This is a genomic window from Pseudomonas sp. BP01 (assembly GCF_022760795.1).
GTDB classification, from domain to species: Bacteria; Pseudomonadota; Gammaproteobacteria; order Pseudomonadales; family Pseudomonadaceae; genus Aquipseudomonas; species Aquipseudomonas putida_Q.
Map to the genome: position 1 here is coordinate 126,063 of NZ_JAFBKA010000011.1, position 18,564 is coordinate 144,626.

General features: G+C 54.1%; 13 protein-coding genes. 1 reads left to right on the forward strand and 12 read right to left on the reverse strand.

Annotation, left to right across the window (positions count from 1 at the left end; translation table 11 throughout):
* Nucleotides 1-30 precede the first annotated feature (30 nt).
* The 12 genes from JOY50_RS12325 to JOY50_RS12380 all read right to left on the reverse strand — a co-directional run bounded on the left by JOY50_RS12325 (nt 31) and on the right by JOY50_RS12380 (nt 17,391).
* On the reverse strand, nt 31-951 hold the full coding sequence (locus JOY50_RS12325) for a LysR family transcriptional regulator (RefSeq protein ID WP_243055263.1): 921 nt from the start codon (nt 949-951) through the stop codon (nt 31-33).
* Between the two features lie 228 nt (nt 952-1,179).
* Nucleotides 1,180-2,352: an MFS transporter gene (locus tag JOY50_RS12330; protein WP_243055264.1), complete on the reverse strand. Its 1,173-nt coding sequence runs from the start codon at nt 2,350-2,352 to the stop codon at nt 1,180-1,182.
* A gap of 264 nt (nt 2,353-2,616) precedes the next feature.
* Nucleotides 2,617-4,041, reverse strand: coding sequence for an efflux transporter outer membrane subunit (locus JOY50_RS12335; protein ID WP_243055265.1), 1,425 nt, complete (start codon nt 4,039-4,041; stop codon nt 2,617-2,619).
* Complete coding sequence (locus JOY50_RS12340; RefSeq protein ID WP_243055307.1) at nt 4,031-7,183, reverse strand: efflux RND transporter permease subunit; 3,153 nt, start codon at nt 7,181-7,183, stop codon at nt 4,031-4,033. The genes JOY50_RS12335 and JOY50_RS12340 overlap by 11 nt, the downstream gene beginning before the upstream one ends.
* 10 nt (nt 7,184-7,193) lie before the next feature.
* The gene (locus JOY50_RS12345) at nt 7,194-8,321 is read right to left on the reverse strand and encodes an efflux RND transporter periplasmic adaptor subunit (RefSeq protein ID WP_243055266.1); all 1,128 of its coding nucleotides are present in this window, start codon (nt 8,319-8,321) and stop codon (nt 7,194-7,196) included.
* A gap of 589 nt (nt 8,322-8,910) precedes the next feature.
* Nucleotides 8,911-9,642, reverse strand: coding sequence for a hypothetical protein (locus tag JOY50_RS12350; RefSeq protein ID WP_243055267.1), 732 nt, complete (start codon nt 9,640-9,642; stop codon nt 8,911-8,913).
* Nucleotides 9,635-10,705: an LLM class flavin-dependent oxidoreductase gene (locus JOY50_RS12355; protein WP_243055268.1), complete on the reverse strand. Its 1,071-nt coding sequence runs from the start codon at nt 10,703-10,705 to the stop codon at nt 9,635-9,637. Before JOY50_RS12355 ends, JOY50_RS12350 begins: the two co-directional genes overlap by 8 nt.
* 3 nt (nt 10,706-10,708) lie before the next feature.
* Entirely contained in the window at nt 10,709-11,185 is a 477-nt protein-coding gene (locus JOY50_RS12360) for a nuclear transport factor 2 family protein (RefSeq protein WP_243055269.1), read from the reverse strand.
* Between the two features lie 298 nt (nt 11,186-11,483).
* Nucleotides 11,484-13,868, reverse strand: coding sequence for a membrane-bound PQQ-dependent dehydrogenase, glucose/quinate/shikimate family (locus tag JOY50_RS12365; protein ID WP_243055270.1), 2,385 nt, complete (start codon nt 13,866-13,868; stop codon nt 11,484-11,486).
* A 144-nt stretch (nt 13,869-14,012) separates the two neighbouring features.
* A complete protein-coding gene (locus tag JOY50_RS12370) occupies nt 14,013-15,662 on the reverse strand; it encodes an aldehyde dehydrogenase (RefSeq protein WP_284353520.1) in 1,650 nt (549 codons plus the stop codon).
* A 97-nt stretch (nt 15,663-15,759) separates the two neighbouring features.
* Nucleotides 15,760-16,854 carry an alkene reductase gene (locus JOY50_RS12375; protein WP_243055271.1) on the reverse strand — a complete coding sequence of 365 codons (1,095 nt, stop codon included), beginning with the start codon at nt 16,852-16,854 and terminating at the stop codon, nt 15,760-15,762.
* 33 nt (nt 16,855-16,887) lie between these two features.
* Nucleotides 16,888-17,391, reverse strand: coding sequence for a nuclear transport factor 2 family protein (locus JOY50_RS12380; RefSeq protein ID WP_243055272.1), 504 nt, complete (start codon nt 17,389-17,391; stop codon nt 16,888-16,890).
* Between the two features lie 197 nt (nt 17,392-17,588).
* Here JOY50_RS12380 and JOY50_RS12385 point away from each other — a divergent pair, with 197 nt between their 5' ends.
* Nucleotides 17,589-18,545 carry a LysR family transcriptional regulator gene (locus tag JOY50_RS12385; protein ID WP_243055273.1) on the forward strand — a complete coding sequence of 319 codons (957 nt, stop codon included), beginning with the start codon at nt 17,589-17,591 and terminating at the stop codon, nt 18,543-18,545.
* Nucleotides 18,546-18,564 lie beyond the last annotated feature (19 nt).

Here is an 18,564-nt window from a genome sequence, read left to right on the forward strand (position 1 = left end):
GGTCGCCTTTTCGTCTGGCACCGTCGAACATCAGTCAGGCCGGAAAACCTTCGCGTCTCGCTGCGCCAATTCTAAGAGCGCATCGACAATCATCCTTACCTTCGGCTGAATGTAGCGAGTCCGCGGCCAGATCACATGAATAGGCATTTCCGCTCCCTCGTATTGCTGAAGGACAGGAATCAATAGGCCCTGCTCAACCTGATCTTGTACAAGCCAGGTCGGCAATTGAGCCAACCCGCCCCCTGCTAGTGTCATCTCCAACAGCATCTCGCCATCACCCATCTCATGCTTCACATACACTTCCTGCTCAATGACATGTCCCTTCTCGTCCAGCAGCATCCAGGTTTTTCGAGTGCCGTTCCGCCATCCAACGATACAGTCGTGCGCCAGCAAGTCTTCTCGACGCTGGGGTGTACCGCGTCGCTCGAGATAATCCGGTGTAGCGCAGATCAGCAAGCTTTGGCTGCCAAGCTTCCTGGCTACGATTTCTCCGTCATCCTTGAGCGTTCCGATCCTCACCACCAAGTCGACTCCATCATTGATGATGTCTACGAGGCGCTCGCTAAAGCTCACAGAAAGATCCAGCTTCTGGTACCGAACTGAGAGATCAATCAACGTAGGGAGGATGTGCCGGCGACCGAAGGCAGCCGGGAGGTCAACGCGAAGTCGACCGACAGGTTCCTGCTGTCCAGTGGTGAGAAAGCTTTCTGATTCTGTCAGTTCGTCAATCGCTCGAAGGCAGCTGGCCAGGAACGCCTCGCCTTCACTGGTCAAAATTAAACGTCGGGTTGTGCGATGAAGTAACTTGACACCTAGGCGAGCCTCCAACCGGGTTACGCTCTTCCCCACCGCCGAGCTTGTCACCCCGAGTTCAAGCGCAGCCGCGGTAAAACTGAGGGTATGGGCCGAGGTAACAAACTCCCTGATCCCGTCAAAAGTATTTACCGACATAGTGGAATCCCAAGATCAAATTCGAGGAGTTACTGCAAAAAAGCAAGCGAATTATACACCAATAGCTTTCGGCCTTTTGGCTTTACGGAATAACAGGAATGCGGGGACGACCTTTTCTCCACGAACAGAGCGCCCCCAGTTCATCAGCTGATGACAATGGACAGAATGCTGGCATTGATTTGTAGAACACATCACCAGGCTGCACGAAGCAACGCTTGTTATCGTCGCCTACTCTGCAGACCGGCATGGCTTAAGGTTCCCGGACAGAAGGTAAGCAAGCGATGAGCCGACCACGACCAGCATCAAAGCGGAAGCGCTTACGAACCCGAAGAGATCCACTGCCGCCCCCATCGCGATGATTCCGATCGCACTTCCCAGGTAACCGGCTAGGTAGAAAAGAGACCCGAGCGCCGCGCGGTGTGCGCTCGGGGCGAGGGTTGTGAATACCCCCATAGCACCTACGAAAGTCGCGCCGTAGCCAACGCCTGCAAGTATTGTAAAAAATACGAAGATCAAGGGTTGATGCAAGTAGAGAGCAACAAGACAACCTAGCCAAGCTACACAGAGCAACGCACCGCCACTTCTCATCGCATACGAAGGACTGACGCGCCGGCAGACAAACTGGGTCATCCCAGCGGTCGCCTGAAAAGCGGTAACAAGCAGCCCAGCAGAGGCATGGCTTCCTAATGAGGCACTGCTCATGGTGCTGATTATCATTGAAGGCCCGAGCGCAACAAAGACAGACCCCACTGACCAAGCAACCACAAGGACGAAGGAAATCCGGGTGAAGGCGGGCCAATTGCCCCGCATCTGCTCACTAAAGGCTGTCCTTGGCAAACCACTGTCAGCTGTCTTGCCCAAAGGCTGAACGAGTTTTTCGTTCCACTCCAGACGGCATAAGCCGATTGCAGTCATAAGAGCCAAGCTAGCATTGAAAATGAAAGGGCTAAGCGTTGGGTAGAGCTCCAAACCCAAGGCGATCGAACTAAGCACAGGGCCAAGCGCTGCACCACAAGTGAATGAAACAGTCGCCAGTACCGCTGCATGGCGTTTGCGATCTTGGGCATCAAACCCTACAAGCGCAGCATTTGCACTGCCAGTGAGTGCTCCAGTCCCAACTCCAGCTAGAAATCGTCCCAGAAATAGCCCCGATAGCTGTTCTGAAAAGGCGAATACCAAAGAGCCTGCCGCCACGACGAGCAATGCCGGCACAATCACGAATCGTCGGTCATCCAATCGATCTGACAGCTTGCCTAGAATCCCCAGCGCAAGCAGTACGCCGATCGCATACACAGCAAAAAGCGAGGTCAACGTAGTCGATGAGAAATGAAGATTGGCCTGGTAAAGACCATACAGCGGAGACGGGGCGGTGCTTCCAACGAGGGCGCTGAGTATAGCCATGGAAACGAGCCACCGAGCCTTGGCTAGAGATTGATGCGCAGGCACGAGTAAACCAGTTTTCTACTGAGGGAAAGCCCACTATACCGATGCTTAGCCTGCTAAGCGTTGCCCTGAAGGTTAATTCTTCACTGGTGGTACGACTAGCTCCCTCACCACGCACAAAAAGACATTGGTGATGGCGGCCCCTGTCATAGAGTGACCGTAGGAAAAAAGAAGGCGCCAAATGGCGCCTTAAAATACTCCCACCAAAGGAGATCGGAGTTACTACTGCTGAGCTACGTCTCGGCTCGTTTGAGGGGCAGACCACCCTCCCCCGAGCGCTTTGTAAAGCTGCACTTGAGACGTGATTTGAGCCAGGCGATCGGTCAACAATTGCTGTCGCGCGGACAGCAATTGACGTTGCGCATCCAGCAGGGCCAGGTAGCTATCTACACCTTCGTCATAGCGCTGCTGAGCCATCTGGTTGTATTCCTCAGAGGTTCTTACCAGGTCTCGCTGGCTTGCTATCTGTTCATCCCAGGTACCCAGGGCAGCCAGGCCATCGGCTACTTCTCGGAAGGCGGTTTGGATTACAGATTCGTAGTGCGAAACCTCGATCTCTCTCTGAATTTTCGCGTAGTCCAGGCTTGCTTTGAGACGTCCGCCATTAAAGATGGGCAGATGGATTTGAGGCACGAAGCTCCAACTCTCGGAGCCAGAGTCAAACAAACCGCTCAATCGACTGCTGGCTGTCCCTACTCCTCCGGTCAGCGTAATACTCGGAAAAAAAGCAGCCCGAGCAGCGCCAATATTTGCATTGGCCGCAATCAGTTGATGTTCAGCAGCCCGGATGTCCGGACGCTGCTGCAAGAGCGCCGCGGGCAGCCCTGCGGGTATTTCCGAAAGCACAGCATCATCTAGATCCGAGGCTCTCAGGCTCGCAGGAATGTTCGTCCCGATTAAAAGCCTTAGCGCATTCTCATCCTGAGCAACCTGCCGGGTGAACGCATACACCTGCCCTCGCGCGCTATCGACAAGCGTTCTTGCTTGACGCACATCTAGGTCTGAAGCGGTACCCGCCTCGCTACCGGCTTGAACCAGCTCCAAATTGTGCCGGTAATTTTGGAGTGTCGATTGCGTAACCTCCAGAAGCTGCTGATCGGTACGCCACGTGAAATATGCAACAGCGACATTGGCGACCAATCCCAACTGCACGCTACGCTGAGTGTCCTCGCTTGCGAGGTACGTTTCGAGCGCGCTCCGATCCTGGCTTCGGACTCGGCCCCAAACATCCAGCTCGTAGCTAGTCAGCCCCACTTGAAGGCCATTGTCTCCTGTTGTGGCCTGGTGTCCGCTGCTCGAAAGATCGCCCGGAGTTCGAGACCGTCCAGCCCTTCCGTCAATCCCGACTTCAGGTAGTAAGGCTGCACCCTGAATACGGTACTGAGCACGGTATGCATCCACATTCAACGCGGCTTTTCGCAGGTCACGGTTGTTGACGAGTGCCAGATCCACCACTGTATGCACGGCAGGATCTTTGAAAAAACTCTGCCAATCGATCTGCGCAGTATTTCCCGAAGACCGGGCCGCATATGCAGCTCCTTCTGGAAAGGTGCTCGGTACAGGTGCTTCAGGGCGCTTGTATTCCGATATGAGGCTGCATCCACCTAGCGTCATGGCCAGGAGCAGCAGGAGAGGCTTATGCGTCATGATGCGCTCCCACGTGGATAGCCACACTTGCAGCCCCACGTCGCTTAGATTTGAACAGATTTGTAATGGCGACGTAGAACAGCGGCACGAAGAAAATAGCCAAGAAGGTCGCTGCGAGGGTGCCTCCGACAACCGCTGTGCCGATTGAATGTTGACTACCACTGCCAGGCCCGAAAGCTCGAGCCAAGGGAAGCGTCCCCATCACAAATGCGATGGAGGTCATGACGATCGGACGTAGGCGCAAACGTGCGGCCTCGGTCGCCGCCTCCACTAGAGTTCGGCCTTGGTTTTCGTAGAGGTCTTTGGCGAATTCGACGATCAGAATTGCGTTCTTCGCCGCCAGTCCCATCGTGGTCAACATCCCAACCTGGAAGAAGACGTCGTTGGACAGCCCTCGCCCAAGGGTTGCAGCTACTGCCCCCAGGATACCCAGCGGTACAACAAGCATGATCGAAACAGGTACTGACCAACTCTCGTAAAGCGCTGCAAGACAGAGGAATACCATCATCAGTGAGAGCACGTAGAGCATGGTTGCTTGAGAGCCTGCTGCACGCTCCTCGTACGAGAGGCCAGTCCAGGCCACTCCAAATCCATTAGGTAGCTGATCGGAAATGCGCTCAATAGCTGCCATGGCATCACCAGTGCTATAACCTGGAGCGGGCTGCCCCAGAAGCTCAACAGACGGAATGCCACCGTAACGCTCAAGCTTGGGGGAGCCGTAAACCCACTGACCGGTAGCGAATGCTGAGAACGGAACCATTTGCCCTGCGGCATTGCGTACGTACCACTTGTCAAAGTCTTCCGGGGAGATACGCGAATCCATTTCCCCCTGTACGTAAACCTTCTTCACGCGGCCCTTATCGATAAAGTCGTTGACGTAGGTAGAACCCCAGGCCACCGACATGGTGTCGTCGATCGATTCAATCGTCACCTGCAGCGCACGTGCTTTTTCGTCATCGATCGTGACTTGGTACTGGGCCTCGTCATCGAGGCCGTTGGGCCTCACGATGGCTAATGCGGGTTCCTTTTCCACCAATTTCATCAGCTGGTCACGAGCAGCCATCAATGCAGCATGTCCGTGGGCACCATTGTCCTGGAGGAACAGATCGAAACCTGTTGCGTTACCCATTTCCATGATGGCCGGAGGCACGATCGAAACAACATTGGCATCGCGAATGGTGCCGGCGAAGCGGGTTATACGCTGAGCAATTGCAAACGCCGAGTTTTCACTGGATTTGCGCTCCTCGAAAGGCTTGAGTCGAACCCAGATCACCGCTGAGTTCTGTCCGCGGCCAGCGAAGTTATAGCCACTGATGTTGAATGCCGAGACCACACCTTCTTTCTCATCCTCCAACAAATACTGTCGAACCTTGTTAAGGACAGCCTCAGTGCGCTCAGCACTGCTGTTCGCGGGCGTCTGGATCTGCACCACCAGCAGTCCCTGGTCTTCATCAGGCAGGAAAGCTGATGGCAGATTGCGGAACATCAGGGCAACACCGAGCAGCAGCAAGCCATAGATCACAAAGGTTCGCTTAGGGTTACGCAAGATCTTGGAGACCGACTTCTCGTAGCGATCAGTGTTTCGCTCGAAAACACGGTTGAACCAAGCGAAGAAGCCCTTCGGCTTTTTGACTCCACCCGCATGTGCTTTGAGCATGGACGCGCAAAGCGCCGGCGTGAAGATCAGTGCTACCAGCACAGATAGCCCCATCGCAGTGATGATCGTGACGGAGAATTGCCGGTAAATGATCCCCGCAGATCCTCCGAAGAACGCCATAGGCATGAACACGGCGCTGATAACTAGACCGATACCCACCAATGCACCAGAGATCTGCTGCATCGATTTATAGGTAGCTTCGCGTGGTGTAAGGTGTTCCTCTTCCATCAAGCGCTCAACGTTTTCTACGACCACGATGGCGTCATCGACAAGAAGACCAATCGCGAGAACCATCGCGAACATCGTCATCACGTTGATGGTGAATCCGCAGGCATAAAGCACACCGAACGTACCCAGCAGTACAACCGGTACCGCCAGAGTCGGTATGAGAGTCGCACGGATGTTCTGCAGGAACAGGAGCATCACCAAGAACACCAAGACAATGGCTTCAAACAGCGTATGCACCACCGAATCGATTGAGGCTTTCACTGACGGGCTGGTGTCGTATGGGTAAACCACCTCCACGTTGGGAGGAAGGTTAGCTTTGAGCTGGTCGACCGTGTGTTTAACGCGCTCCACCGTTTCCAGCATGTTTGCACCAGTTGCCAAGCGCAAAGCGATACCTGCTGCAGGTTTTCCGTTGTAGTTGACGTCGTAGGAATAGGTCTCATTGCCAAGCACCACCTCGCCCAGATCCTTCAGGCGAATCTGTGAGCCGTCCGGCTGAACCTTGACCAAGATTTCCTTGAATTCATCAGCTGTTTTTAGGCGAGTCTTGCCAATCACCGTAGCGCTTAATTCAACCCCTTTTCGAGTGGGTAGCCCGCCTATGGAGCCTGAAGAGACCTGTACGTTTTGAGCAGAGATCGCTGCGGTGACATCACTAGGCATCAGCTGGTAGCTGTTGAGCTTGGCCGGGTCGAGCCATATTCGCATCGCGTTCTGGAAGCCGAATACGAAAAAGTCTCCTACGCCCTGGGTGCGGGATAGTGGATCCTGGAAGCTCGATACGATGATATTTCCGAGGTCGCCGTAGCTCAGCTTCCCATCCTTCGAGTAGATGCTCACCAGTAACATGAAGTTAGCCTGGAATTTCACTACTCGAATTCCCTGCCGCTGCACCTCGGCAGGCAGATTAGGAGTTGCAAGCTGAAGCTTGTTTTGAACCTGAACTTGAGCGATGTCAGGGTTTACGCCTTGGTCGAATGTCACGGTGATCTCAACACTGCCGTCGCTGTTAGCGGCGGAGCTGATGTAACGGAGACCGTCCAGGCCGTTCAACTGCTGTTCAATGACCTGTACGACCGTGTCCTGCACTGTCTGAGCAGAAGCGCCGGGATACGTTACGGTAATTTGAACAGCTGGCGCCGCGATGTTTGGGTACTGGTTGACCGGAAGGCTGTGAATGGCCAAGGCCCCACCTAGCATGATCGCGAGTGCTATCACCCAGGCGAAGATCGGGCGGTCAATGAAAAAACGAGACATCATCAACCTCTCAGTTTGCAGACAAAGCAGTGTTCAGTTGCACGTTCGATGCTGGTTCTGCCTCAACCACAGAATCCGGTTGGACGAACTGAAGCCCCTCGGTAATCACTCGCTCGCCCGGTTGTACCCCGCTGTCGACTAGCCACGCGTTGCCAACAGTGCGAACTGTTTCAAGGTCTCGCTGCTCAACATGATTATCTGAGGTGATCACCCAGGCGGTTGCCACTCCTCTGCTATCTCGGACGACTGCCTGTTGAGGAACGAGCAGTGCTTTGTCACGCACGCCTTCCTTGACTTGGGCATGCACGAACATGCCCGGTAGCAGTGCCCGCTCTGGGTTAGGGAAGACTGCGCGCAAAGTCACAGAGCCAGTCCCTTGATCAACACTGACCTCAGAGAACTTCAAGCTGCCGGTTAGTGGGTAGGCGCTGCCATCGTCAAGCGTAAGGGACACCTCCGCCTGGTCAGTGCCGGAGCTTTTCAGGTCACCCGCTTTGAGTGCTCGCTTGAGAGCAAGAATGCGGGTGATTGGCTGAGTCACGTCGACATAGATGGGGTCAAGCTGATTGACTGTGGCCAGCGCGCTGGTTTGGCCCTCAGTCACTAGCGCACCTTCAGTAACAGTGGAGCGTCCGATTCGGCCTGTTACTGGAGACAGCACTTTTGTGTACTGCACGTTGATGTCCGCTACACGCTTATCAGCTTCTGCCTGGCGCCATCCTGCCACCGCATCATCATACTGTTGCTGACTGACCGCTCTAGCTTTGAGTAGGCGCTCGTATCGATCTGCAAGGTTGCGCGCACTGTGCAGATTGGCCTCTGCTCGTGCCTGCTGTGCCAGATAAGTCCGCGGGTCAATTTGATAGAGCTGCTGTCCCTTTTTGACTTCGGAGCCCTCTACAAAGAAGCGTTGCTGAAGGATGCCGTCGACCTGTGGACGAACCTCTGCTACACGGAAAGCAGACGTCCTGCCAGGGAGGTCGGTGCTCAGCGTCAACGACGCTTCATTGATCTCGTAGTAGCCAACCTTAAGGGCCGCTGGCCGAGGGCGTTGCTCCTCTGATGGACTGCAAGCTGCCAGCAATAAAGCCGAAATTGGCAGTACCGCCAGGGTGGCCCATGAAAACGATCTGTTCATAAACTCTCCGCTACATGTGTGCTGACACACACGTGCTCGCGCAAGCCAAGTACAAAAGGCTCGCAACGGTAGGTATGTGGAATAGGACTGGATATTGAGGTTTGAGAATCGAGCTCTCATCGCCGTTGCAGGAATTTTACGGCTCATCCTGAAATTGATTAATTAGGTGTAATTCCATTCATTTAATCTTTGGATTCCATAATCGGAAAATTTCGCGCATCCCCCTGCATTCGGGTCGGACACAGTCAACAGGGGCAGCTCATTGCGATGAGCTACGCGAAGGTGTGTGTAAATTGGCGGATTGCAGAAGGGAGAAACTGCTCGAATAAGCAGGAAGGCGATCAGCAGGAAAGTCGACAGAGCCCTGCACAGAGTCTGAGGGTTCCTAAAGCGCTTTGGGGCGCTTGATACTGTAAATGGCACCGGGTTTGGAGAGTGGGTAACGAGAGACGTAACCGTAACGCAGGCGTGGCTCCTGCTCACTCAAGCGTAGGTTCTGTTATCGGGGGTGGTCTGTAATCGCACCTTTGAAGCACTATCAGCATGCTTTGTAGACCACACCTAACCCTGGAAAGGTTGAATACACAGATTAGTAGAGAGAGGCTGCTGGCTCCGGAATTTCGACCTGGTCAACGGTTGGCAGTGGCTTTGCGACACTGTCTGAGAGGTGCAGGCGTACGTTGCGGATTTGAGCGTCCTTTCCAACGACGCTCACTATGGCATCGTATGCTGAGCTACCCTCGGGAGCAGCAGCAATGGCGCTGATTTGCAGGACTTCGTATCCCAAAGCAGCGCACAGAGCGTCATCTGCGTCGGTGATTCCACCAAGCGCAGCATGTAGGCGGGAAAGCACGCGATTTGCTGCCCAAGAGGTTTCGTAGCTCGCCCTTCTATTCGGAAGAATCGGCGTTTTATCGAGAGCAATGAAGCGCGGTGCCTCCGGCGCGAAATCTATACGGGTTTCATAGCTGATGATGGATCCCTGCATCCGAGCCTCGCCCGGGGCTTGGTAAGCCACAATCATGTCCAGCAAGCCATCGCCGTTAGCGGCCAGGGAAAAATTGGAGTGAATGATGTGATGCGAACTGACCAGATCAGGCACAGAAGCAAACCAGCCCTTCAAGGAGTCATGGTCGTCTGCAAAAATGTGGTTTACCCGATGGCCAGAAAGCTGAACATTTGGGTGAAACATCGTGAGGTGCCGCACCATATCCCCACCCGGGGCCTCCAGATAGGCAAACCAGCGATGAGCTAGAGACAGCGCGATGTGATTTGCTTTGGACATTGGCGCTACGGAGGCCGCTAAATCGAGCTTAGCCATGGTATTTCTCCTCCAAACTTTCAGCTGTCAAAGGCGTCTCGAGCGCTTGCCCCTGATTCGCCATCGATCGGGTGAGACTGTCGATGGCGTAAAGCCGGGCCTCTTCACCTGGCATCATAAGGTTGATCATTACCTCGTCGGTTCCGTACGCCGCAGCAAGCTCACGCAACTGCGACAAGACGTCACCTGCAGTGCCATAGACAAGGCGCCCTTTATTCCGCATTCGAATCGCCAACTCCTCAGAAGACCAGCGATGACCTCGAGTGGTCTCGATTGATGGCACACGATCAAACGGATTAGCGCTCTCCGCGTACGCCAGCCAGAGGTGGAACGCGGACGCATATTCCTCAGCTTGCTCGGTGGTTTTTCCGATAGCAACGAAGACTGCGACCACCATAGATGGCGCGCTGGAAAAAACGGTCTCCTTGAAAGCCTCACGATAAGCCGCAGCTGCTCGAGGCCCATCTCCACGCGGATTGATAAAATGAGCGAAGGTGAAACCTAGTCCTGCATTAGCGGCTACCTCAGCAGTCGAGCCCGATGCGCCCAACACAAAGGGATGAGGCTTTTCCAACGTCATGGGATGCGCACGCATGCCGTTGTAGCGGGAGTTCGCCTTGTGATTACCCGTCACAAAACCAAGGAGATCTTCGACCTTCTGCCCGTAGGGAATCGACCCGCTTTTCTCGTCATTGAGTGCCATGCTCGTACGGCGGTCGGCACCGGGAGCGCGACCGAAGCCAAGATCAATCCGGCCAGGAAACAGTGCTTCGAGCAACTGGTAGTTTTCAGCAATTTTCAGGCTGCTGTAGTTGGGGAGTAAGACCCCACCCGAGCCAACCCGAATTTTGTGGGTGGCCGATGCAATGCGCGACATGAGTATTTCAGGTGAATTGCTCGCCGTCGCAGGAGCACCGTGGTGCTCCGAGACCCAGAAGCGCTGAAAACCATTCCTTTCCGCGCATTGAGCCAAGCGAACGCTGGCAGCCAATGCGTCAGTGGGATGAAGGTGTTCATCGACTGGGGAATAGTCGAGGATACTGAGTTTCAACGGATTGGCCATGCTTCACGCTCCCGTCACCGAGTCTGCAGATTGCTGGGGCTCACTATGCTCTGGCCAAACCACCTCAAGACGAGTGCGGGTGATTCGCCACTCCCCATTGATGCGTTTGTACTCATCGGCATAGAGGCCAAGCAGTAGCAAAGGATTCGGGTCTGGCTTCGATGCGGTTTCAAAGTCGATCAGGTAGCAGCGGCCTTCAGCTGAGTCCGGCCCGGTCAGTTTGATCCAGTGATTGGTGATCGCATGCATGAAGGGATAGCTGCCCTGCCGATCACGGTCGAATAGCTTGAAGGCATCCTTCAAACATGAGCGTATGGCATCGATACCCTCCATCTTTCCCACGGTCACCTCTACAACCGCGTCGTCAGCAAATACTTCGTCAAGCGAATCGATGTTGTTGCTATCAAGATGATGGGCATACAAGGTTCTGAGGTTACGAATTTCTTCTCGATCAACGAGACCTTTGATAAGGCTGTCCATGGGCATTTCCTCTGTAATCAGTAAGCTGTGGAGGTTCGCAGCGAGCTCGCAGCTGCTTGTCGCTTCCCCCTTGAGAGCCTACTTTAATTACGAAAGCAGAAAAGATAATTACCTTTTGATTCCATTCATTTTGGAATTTTAGGATGAAATAGAGGGCAACTCGTGCGCCACACAACCTTCAGCGGGCGCCAGCGAACTGGAGAGTATTCGGGAGGAATAGAATGGAGCAGCCCCGCTATGCGGCGAGGTGTTCTCACAGGAGAGGCCCACCCCAAGACCAGGGGTGGGCTTTGGATTGCTACTGCTTCTTCGGCAGTGCGTATGCAATCAATAAATCGCTTCGATCCATGGAGCTACGAGCCCCGCCAGCACTGACTACAACAAACTGGCGATTGCTCGACGGCGATACAAAAGTCATCGGAGTAGCCTGAGACCCTACAGGCATGCGAGCCTTCCAGAGCTCTTCACCGGTGGATTGATCGTAAGCCCGCAGGTAGTAGTCTTGGGTGCCGGCAAAGAAGACCAGGCCAGACCGCGTCGATACCGTGCCGCCGATAGTCGGCATGCCAATAGGGAACGGTGCTCGGACTTTCACGCCAGCAATAGCCGTGTCCTGAACAGTACCAGCTGGCCGCTGCCAAATGATCTGACGTGTCTTCAGATCAATACCTGTCACAGTACCGTAGGGCGGCGCTTGGCATGGCACATCCATCGGAGAAACGAACGATGAGTTGGTCACGACAAAGGGTGTACCACGCATTGGCGCGAATTCAGAGTGCGGCTTGCCGTTGCCACTGGTTTCGTGGTGTTCACTTGGGATCAGCTGCACGCGGAGCGGGATACGGATGTCATTGACGACCATCGTTCCAGTGTCTTCGTTGATCGATACACTGCCCCAGTTCATGCCCCCGAAATTACCTGGATGCTGCAAGCTGGCAGTGGTGCCAGGTGGAGTGAATGCGCCATCGTAACGCAGGGATTTGAATTGGATGCGGCAAAGCAACTGATCGTAAATCGTAGCGCCCCACATGTCAGATTCTTTCAGTGCTTCCTGACCGATGTAAGGCATGCCCACGGAGAACGGCTGCGTCGGCGCAGTCTTATCGCCAGCCAACTCCTGTTGCGGTACACCACGCTCGACCACATCAGCAATCGGCTTGCCGGTTTCGCGGTTGAGCATGAAGATGTTGCCGGTTTTGGTCGTTTGGATCAGTGCCGGGATTGTTCCACCATTGCCATCTGGTACGTCATAGAGGGCAGGCTGAGCCGGAATATCGTAGTCCCAAATGTCATGATGCACTGTCTGGTAAGCCCAGCGCTCACGCCCAGTTTTGTAATCGAGCGCTACCACTGACGACGCGTAGTGGTTGGCTGCCGCGGAGCGATGGCCACCCCAGAAGTCTGGGGTCGAGTTTCCCAGAGGAACGAATATAAGGCCACGGTTCGCATCGTAAGCGGCTGTAGACCACATGTTGGGTGTGCCGCGGGTGTAGGTCTGGCCTTCCGGTGGATACTTGGTGATCGCTGGATTACCAAGATCCCATGCCCACTCCAATTCTCCGGTCGCAGCGTTGTAAGCTCGAATAACCCCTGACGGCTCATTGACTTCAAGGTTGTCATAGACCCAACCGCCTACGATTAGCAGATTGCCCGCTACCGTGACCGGTGAGGTGCCCATATAGTAGGTCGGCTTGATCTCACCCATGCCTTCCTGAAGGTTGACCTGGCCATTATTGCCGAAGCTCTGGCACTCCTTGCCAGTCTTGGCGTCCAGGGCAATCAGGCGAGAGTCCAGCGTCGAGAGGATCACGCGTTGAGGGCAGTCCTGAACCACGGCAGATGCGTTACGGACATTATCAGAAACCTCCGTGGAGTCGTAGAAACTCACTCCCCGGCAACGATTCCAGACCTTGTTGTTCTGCACTTTGGCATCGAATCGCCAAATCTCCTTGCCGGTGTTGGCATCGATGGCAAACACCTTGTTCAAAGGGGTGCAGATAAACAATGTGTCTCCAACCTGCACCGGCGTGTTCTGGTTTTCAGAGCCTACATCCGCGATTTCGCCCGTGCGGAACGTCCAAGCGACCTCCAAGTCGGTCACATTGCCAGGCGTAATCTGCTCCAGTGGCGCGAAACGCGTTCCTGTTGGGGTGCGGCCATAGTGCTGCCAGTTTCCGTTCACAGCTTTGTCAGGGGCGCCTCCTGCCACAGCTGGCCGAGCTACGCCCTTGATCACACCATGAGGGAAAAACATCGCAACGAAGCCAACGATCAGCAAGGCTGCGGTGATCCCGGAAGCACCAACCCAAGCTTTTCGGTTGGCAAAACCTACCTTGGTAGCCAGCAAACAGACTGGAATCAGCAAAAGCAGGATGCCGGCAAGTCGTGGTACCAAGGGCCAAAATTGAAAACCAACCTCGTAAACTGCCCATAGACTGGTAGTGCCGACCAGAAGCAGATAAGCCACTACACCAAGCTTCTGCCTTTTAAAGAACCCATATGAGGACGCTGCAAGGACTACAGCAGTGAAGAGGTAGAACAGCGAGCCGCCCAGCCAGGCTAGATAAAGCCCACCAGCCATGAGGGGTAAGGTAAGCAACAGCAATAGCCCCCCGAACCAGAGCGGAAGTTTAGACAGGGTTAGGGTATTCACTTCTTCAGTGACGTCTTTCTGAAATTGCATTTTCTGCGCACCTATTGTTTTTTTTCGCGCTTGGAGAGCTTACGCAGCGAAAGGCCCCCGGGCTCATCACGAAGTGATGCTCCAGGAGCCGCGTGCTGTGTCGTCGTATGTAGCCCGGGCAAGCAGGTTCCCGGGCAACAGGTATTAACTCTTGAGCAGAACTGCTACCGACTTGGTCTCGGTGTAATGCTCAAGCCCATGAAGGCCCATTTCTCGCCCAATGCCAGACTCTTTGAAACCACCAAAAGGCAGCGAAGGGTCGATCTGGTTATGGCTGTTCACCCAGATGATGCCCGCACGGATACGAGCAGCCAGCGCATGTGCTTGGCTAACGTTCTGAGTCCAGATACTTGCTGCAAGGCCGTACTCGGTGTTGTTGGCCTCGCGCGCGAGGTCGTCCAAGCTCTGATTCGAGATCTTCATCGCCGAAATCACAGGGCCAAAAATTTCCTCGCGATAGACCGTCATTCCGGGCTGAACATCTGCGAGTAGCGTGGGCTGATAGAAGAAGCCATCCCCGCCAATCTCACTGGCGCCACAGACGACCTTGGCCCCCTCCTTCACTCCCGCACGCACCAGCTCACTCACTCGACTCAGCTGGCGCTGGGAAATCAGTGGCCCCAGTTGCGTGGCACGGTTCAGGCCGTGACCAAGCTTCATCTGCGATACGAATTCAGCGACACCATTGATGACATCGTCATAGACGTCTTCATGAATATAAAGACGCGAGCCTGCAGTACATGCTTGACCGCTGTTCAGCATGACCGCTTGAGCTACGCCTGGAATGGCAGTCGACAAATCAGCATCCGGGAAGACGATCACTGGGCTTTTACCCCCAAGCTCGAGAGTGACACGCTTCAAAGTTTTTGCCGCTGCCGCGGCAATGGCTTTGCCAGTGGCAGTGCTGCCAGTGAATGCGATTTTGTCTACAAGCGGACTGTTGACCAAAGCAGCGCCACAGCGGCCATCCCCCGTGATGACATTCAATGTCCCTGGTGGCAGACCGGCCTCCTCGCAAATTGCAGCAAGGCGCAGTGCAGTAAGTGGAGTGTCTTCAGCCGGCTTAAGCACGATCGAGCAGCCAGCCGCGAGCGCAGGAGCCAGCTTCCAGGCAGCCATCAGCAGTGGGACGTTCCAGGGGATAATCTGGCCGACCACACCAACTGGCTCATGAGTGGTATAGGCATGCCATTCACCTGCAAGTCCGACAGGCACAGAAAGCCCATTCAGCTTGGTGCACCATCCGGAGTAATAGCGGAAATGCTCCGCAGAGTTACGCACGTAGGCGTCTTTCACGATGCCGTATGGCGAACCTTCATCAAGCACTTCAAGCTCAGCCAACTCCTGCGAGTATTTGTCTATCAGGTCTCCAATACGCCACAGCACCTTGCTTCTTTCAGAACCCGACAGCTTACGCCAAGCACCACCATCGAAAGATTTTCGAGCAGCCAGGATTGCCTTCTCGACGTCTTCCTGGTCGGCGTCGGCGACTTCCGCAATGACCTGCCCAGTTGCGGGGTCATACACTTTCCTTCTCTGACCGCTTCGCGCTTCAAGCCACTGACCATCGATGAAAAGACGATGGGAGCTACCCAGGAAACTCGTGGCCTCTGCTGAAATTGCGGGACGAGAGAGGTCGATCAAATGTTGCGCAGGCATAGCGTCTAGCTCCGGCTTTTGAGGCTTTAGAGAAACCTCATGTTGTATTTTGAGTGCCGCTAACGAACCTAAACAATCCTGCGATGCTTGGCCAATGGAAAAACTGCGCCATTCGATGCAAAAATCAAATCGCACAACCTCGTTTGCTCCTGCGTGCGTCAATAGAGTCGAAAAAAAGCAGCGGGTCTTCCGACCGCGCTGCTTTCACTGCTCAATAGTCCTTAGTGGGCCATCACGCTGGTTGGGCTACGGGGTAGTCGATGTAGCCTCTGTCGCCACCACCGTAGAATGTCGAGCGATCAAATGGTGTTAACGCGTAGCCGCTCCGAAAGCGATCCACCAGATCCGGGTTGGAGATAAAGGGCCTTCCAAAAGCAGCCAAATCGATAAGGCCCTCGTCCAACATTGACTGAGCAACCTCCAGCGTCAGAGAGCCTGCGAACATCACAGTACCTTGGTAGGCGTCGCGCAGCTCCCTGACAAACGAGCGATTGAGGAGGTTTCCACAAAGAGAATCCTGATCGCTAAGGTGCAGGTATGCGAGGTTTCGAGAGCTCAAGGCCTTCGCTGCAGCTAACCAGGTTTCTCGCTCATCGGAGAACGCAGGCATCGCTGAAAGGCGACCGAAAGGGGCAATACGTAAACCGATACGATTGCTGCCAATCGCTTGCGACAATAGGTCTACAGTCTCCAGGAGGAATCGAAGCCTGTTTTCAATGCCACCGCCGTACTGATCAGTACGGGTGTTGAGACCACCATTGATGAACTGCTCGAAAATGTATCCGTTGGCTCCGTGAATTTCGACGCCATCAAAACCCGCCTTGATCGCATTTTGAGCAGCCGTTACAAAATCATTGGATACTCGAGCGATTTCTTCGGTGGTCAGCGCGCGTGGCTTGGTGACCTGCACCTGCCCAGGCTCGCCGTCTGGGCCATAGCCATAGCAAGTGGTGTTTTCTGCCAAAGTGTCTACGGAGGACACGGGTGCCTGTCCAGATGGCTGCAACGATGTGTGCGAAATACGACCGACATGCCAAAGCTGAATGAAGATTCGTCCACCCTCTTCATGTACTGCCTCGGTAACCTTGCTCCAACCTTCTACTTGAGCCGGCGAAAAGATCCCTGGTGTAAAAAGGTACCCTTGGCCCTCTTGGCTGATCTGCGATCCTTCAGTGATCAACAAACCTGCACTGGCGCGCTGGCGGTAATATTCGGCAGTGCTGGCGTCAGGGACGGTATCTTTCGCGCGAGAGCGGGTCATTGGCGCCATCACTACGCGAGAACTGAGCGATAATCCTGCAAGGTCAAACGGAGTTAGCAACGTCATTTCTACCTCGACTGTCAATTCTTTGATCAGAAATCACCAAGATTCTTTCTTGAAGGACGCTTCAACCCAACCCGCTGACCAAGGAGACGACTGCTCGATCGTTCCTGTCATTGACTGAAACAACCAATCGCCCCCCACTTTTATCAAGTGATCGGTATAGTTTCCGGCAAGCAAGAATGCCTCACCCTGGGGTGCATTTTCGGTACGCATCGTTAAGAGGCAAACGAGATTGAAGTGAGCAATTGCGCGATCGCCCTGCTCGCTTATTTCTATTCGAGGAGAGAATATATCGTGTTGACTCCAAGATATTTGCCTACTCAGATTACTACAGTGCCCTCTAATTGCGGCTCGCCCCTTCACATCACCACCAACACCTTTGATGATCCACTCGCCATCCTCAGCAAACAAATCCGCAATATGCTGAGGACTGTATCCGTTATCCAAGTGAAAAGCATACTTGAATTTAAGCTCCTTAATTTTTTCTCGATCTTCCAGTCGTTGCAGGCGCTGTTCTAAGGTGAAATTTTGTTGCGACATAGATGGCTTTTCCTTTTTGTTATTGACCCAGCAATGTGCAGTGTGGCGCAGCCAGACGTACCGTCCTGGAGAAGTGGGTGTACTGCCCCCTCTCGCGCACTGAGGCAACCCTAGCCATGGAAGCGATGTTTGACTAATGGGTTTTTTTGCTTTATTGATACGCAAATCGAATCACATAAAAACAATGTCGAAATGCCATGAATCAGCTACCTGCCAATCCAAGCACCAAAACTCATAGCCTTTTCAAGCGCTTAAAGTATCGACATCTCTACATGCTAGTCACGCTGGGGGCCAGTCAGAACCTTCATCGCGCAGCAGAGACCTTGAACATGTCGCAGCCAACGCTCACGCGAATGTTGCAGGAAGTGGAAGATGCCTTCGGATGTGCTCTTTTTGATCGACAACCTCGAGGGGTGGTGCCCACTCCAGTTGGTGAGGAGTTACTCAAATTTGCACACTCCGCCTTGAACAGCCTTGATCGCTGCGTCGAAGATCTTACTGCACGAGCTGAAGGAGGGTTTGGTCATCTAGCTGTCGGGGTCGTTATGGGTGGCGCTCTAGATCGTGTTGTTACGACCATAGCCGCTCTCAAGCAAATTTCTCCTCACTTGGGGGTAAGGATGATGAGCGACACCAGTGACTTGCTTATTGAAATGCTGGAACAAGAACGACTAGATGTCGCGATTGCTCGCTTGAGTGCGCCCAGTGATCGTTCGCGATTTGAGTTTGAGCCATTAGGCAATGATCGCCTGGTAGTCGCTGTTCGTAGCGACCACCCGCTCGCAGGGAAACAACCTACTCACATGGAGGAAATGGTTCGCCAATGGACATGGCTGTTACAACCAGCCGCTAGTCCAGGCCGTAAGGCTTTGGAGCGATGGTGGGCAGATCAGGATTTATTACCTCCAACAAAAACAATTGAATGCTCATCCATCTGGGCGATGTTGCAATTGATTCAATTGACAGACTCGATCATGGTTCTAAGCGAAGCCGTCATCCATGACCATGTGCGTACCGGACTGATCAAGGTGCTACCGGGCCACGTGATAGAGGGTCTCCCCCCGTATGGAGTCATTCTGCGCAAGGGCACGATGCGCAGCAGGGAGCTGCAGAGCTTCTTAGCGCACCTACAAACTACAACCCTGCAGCGCTAGCATTAAACGAAAGCGGCAA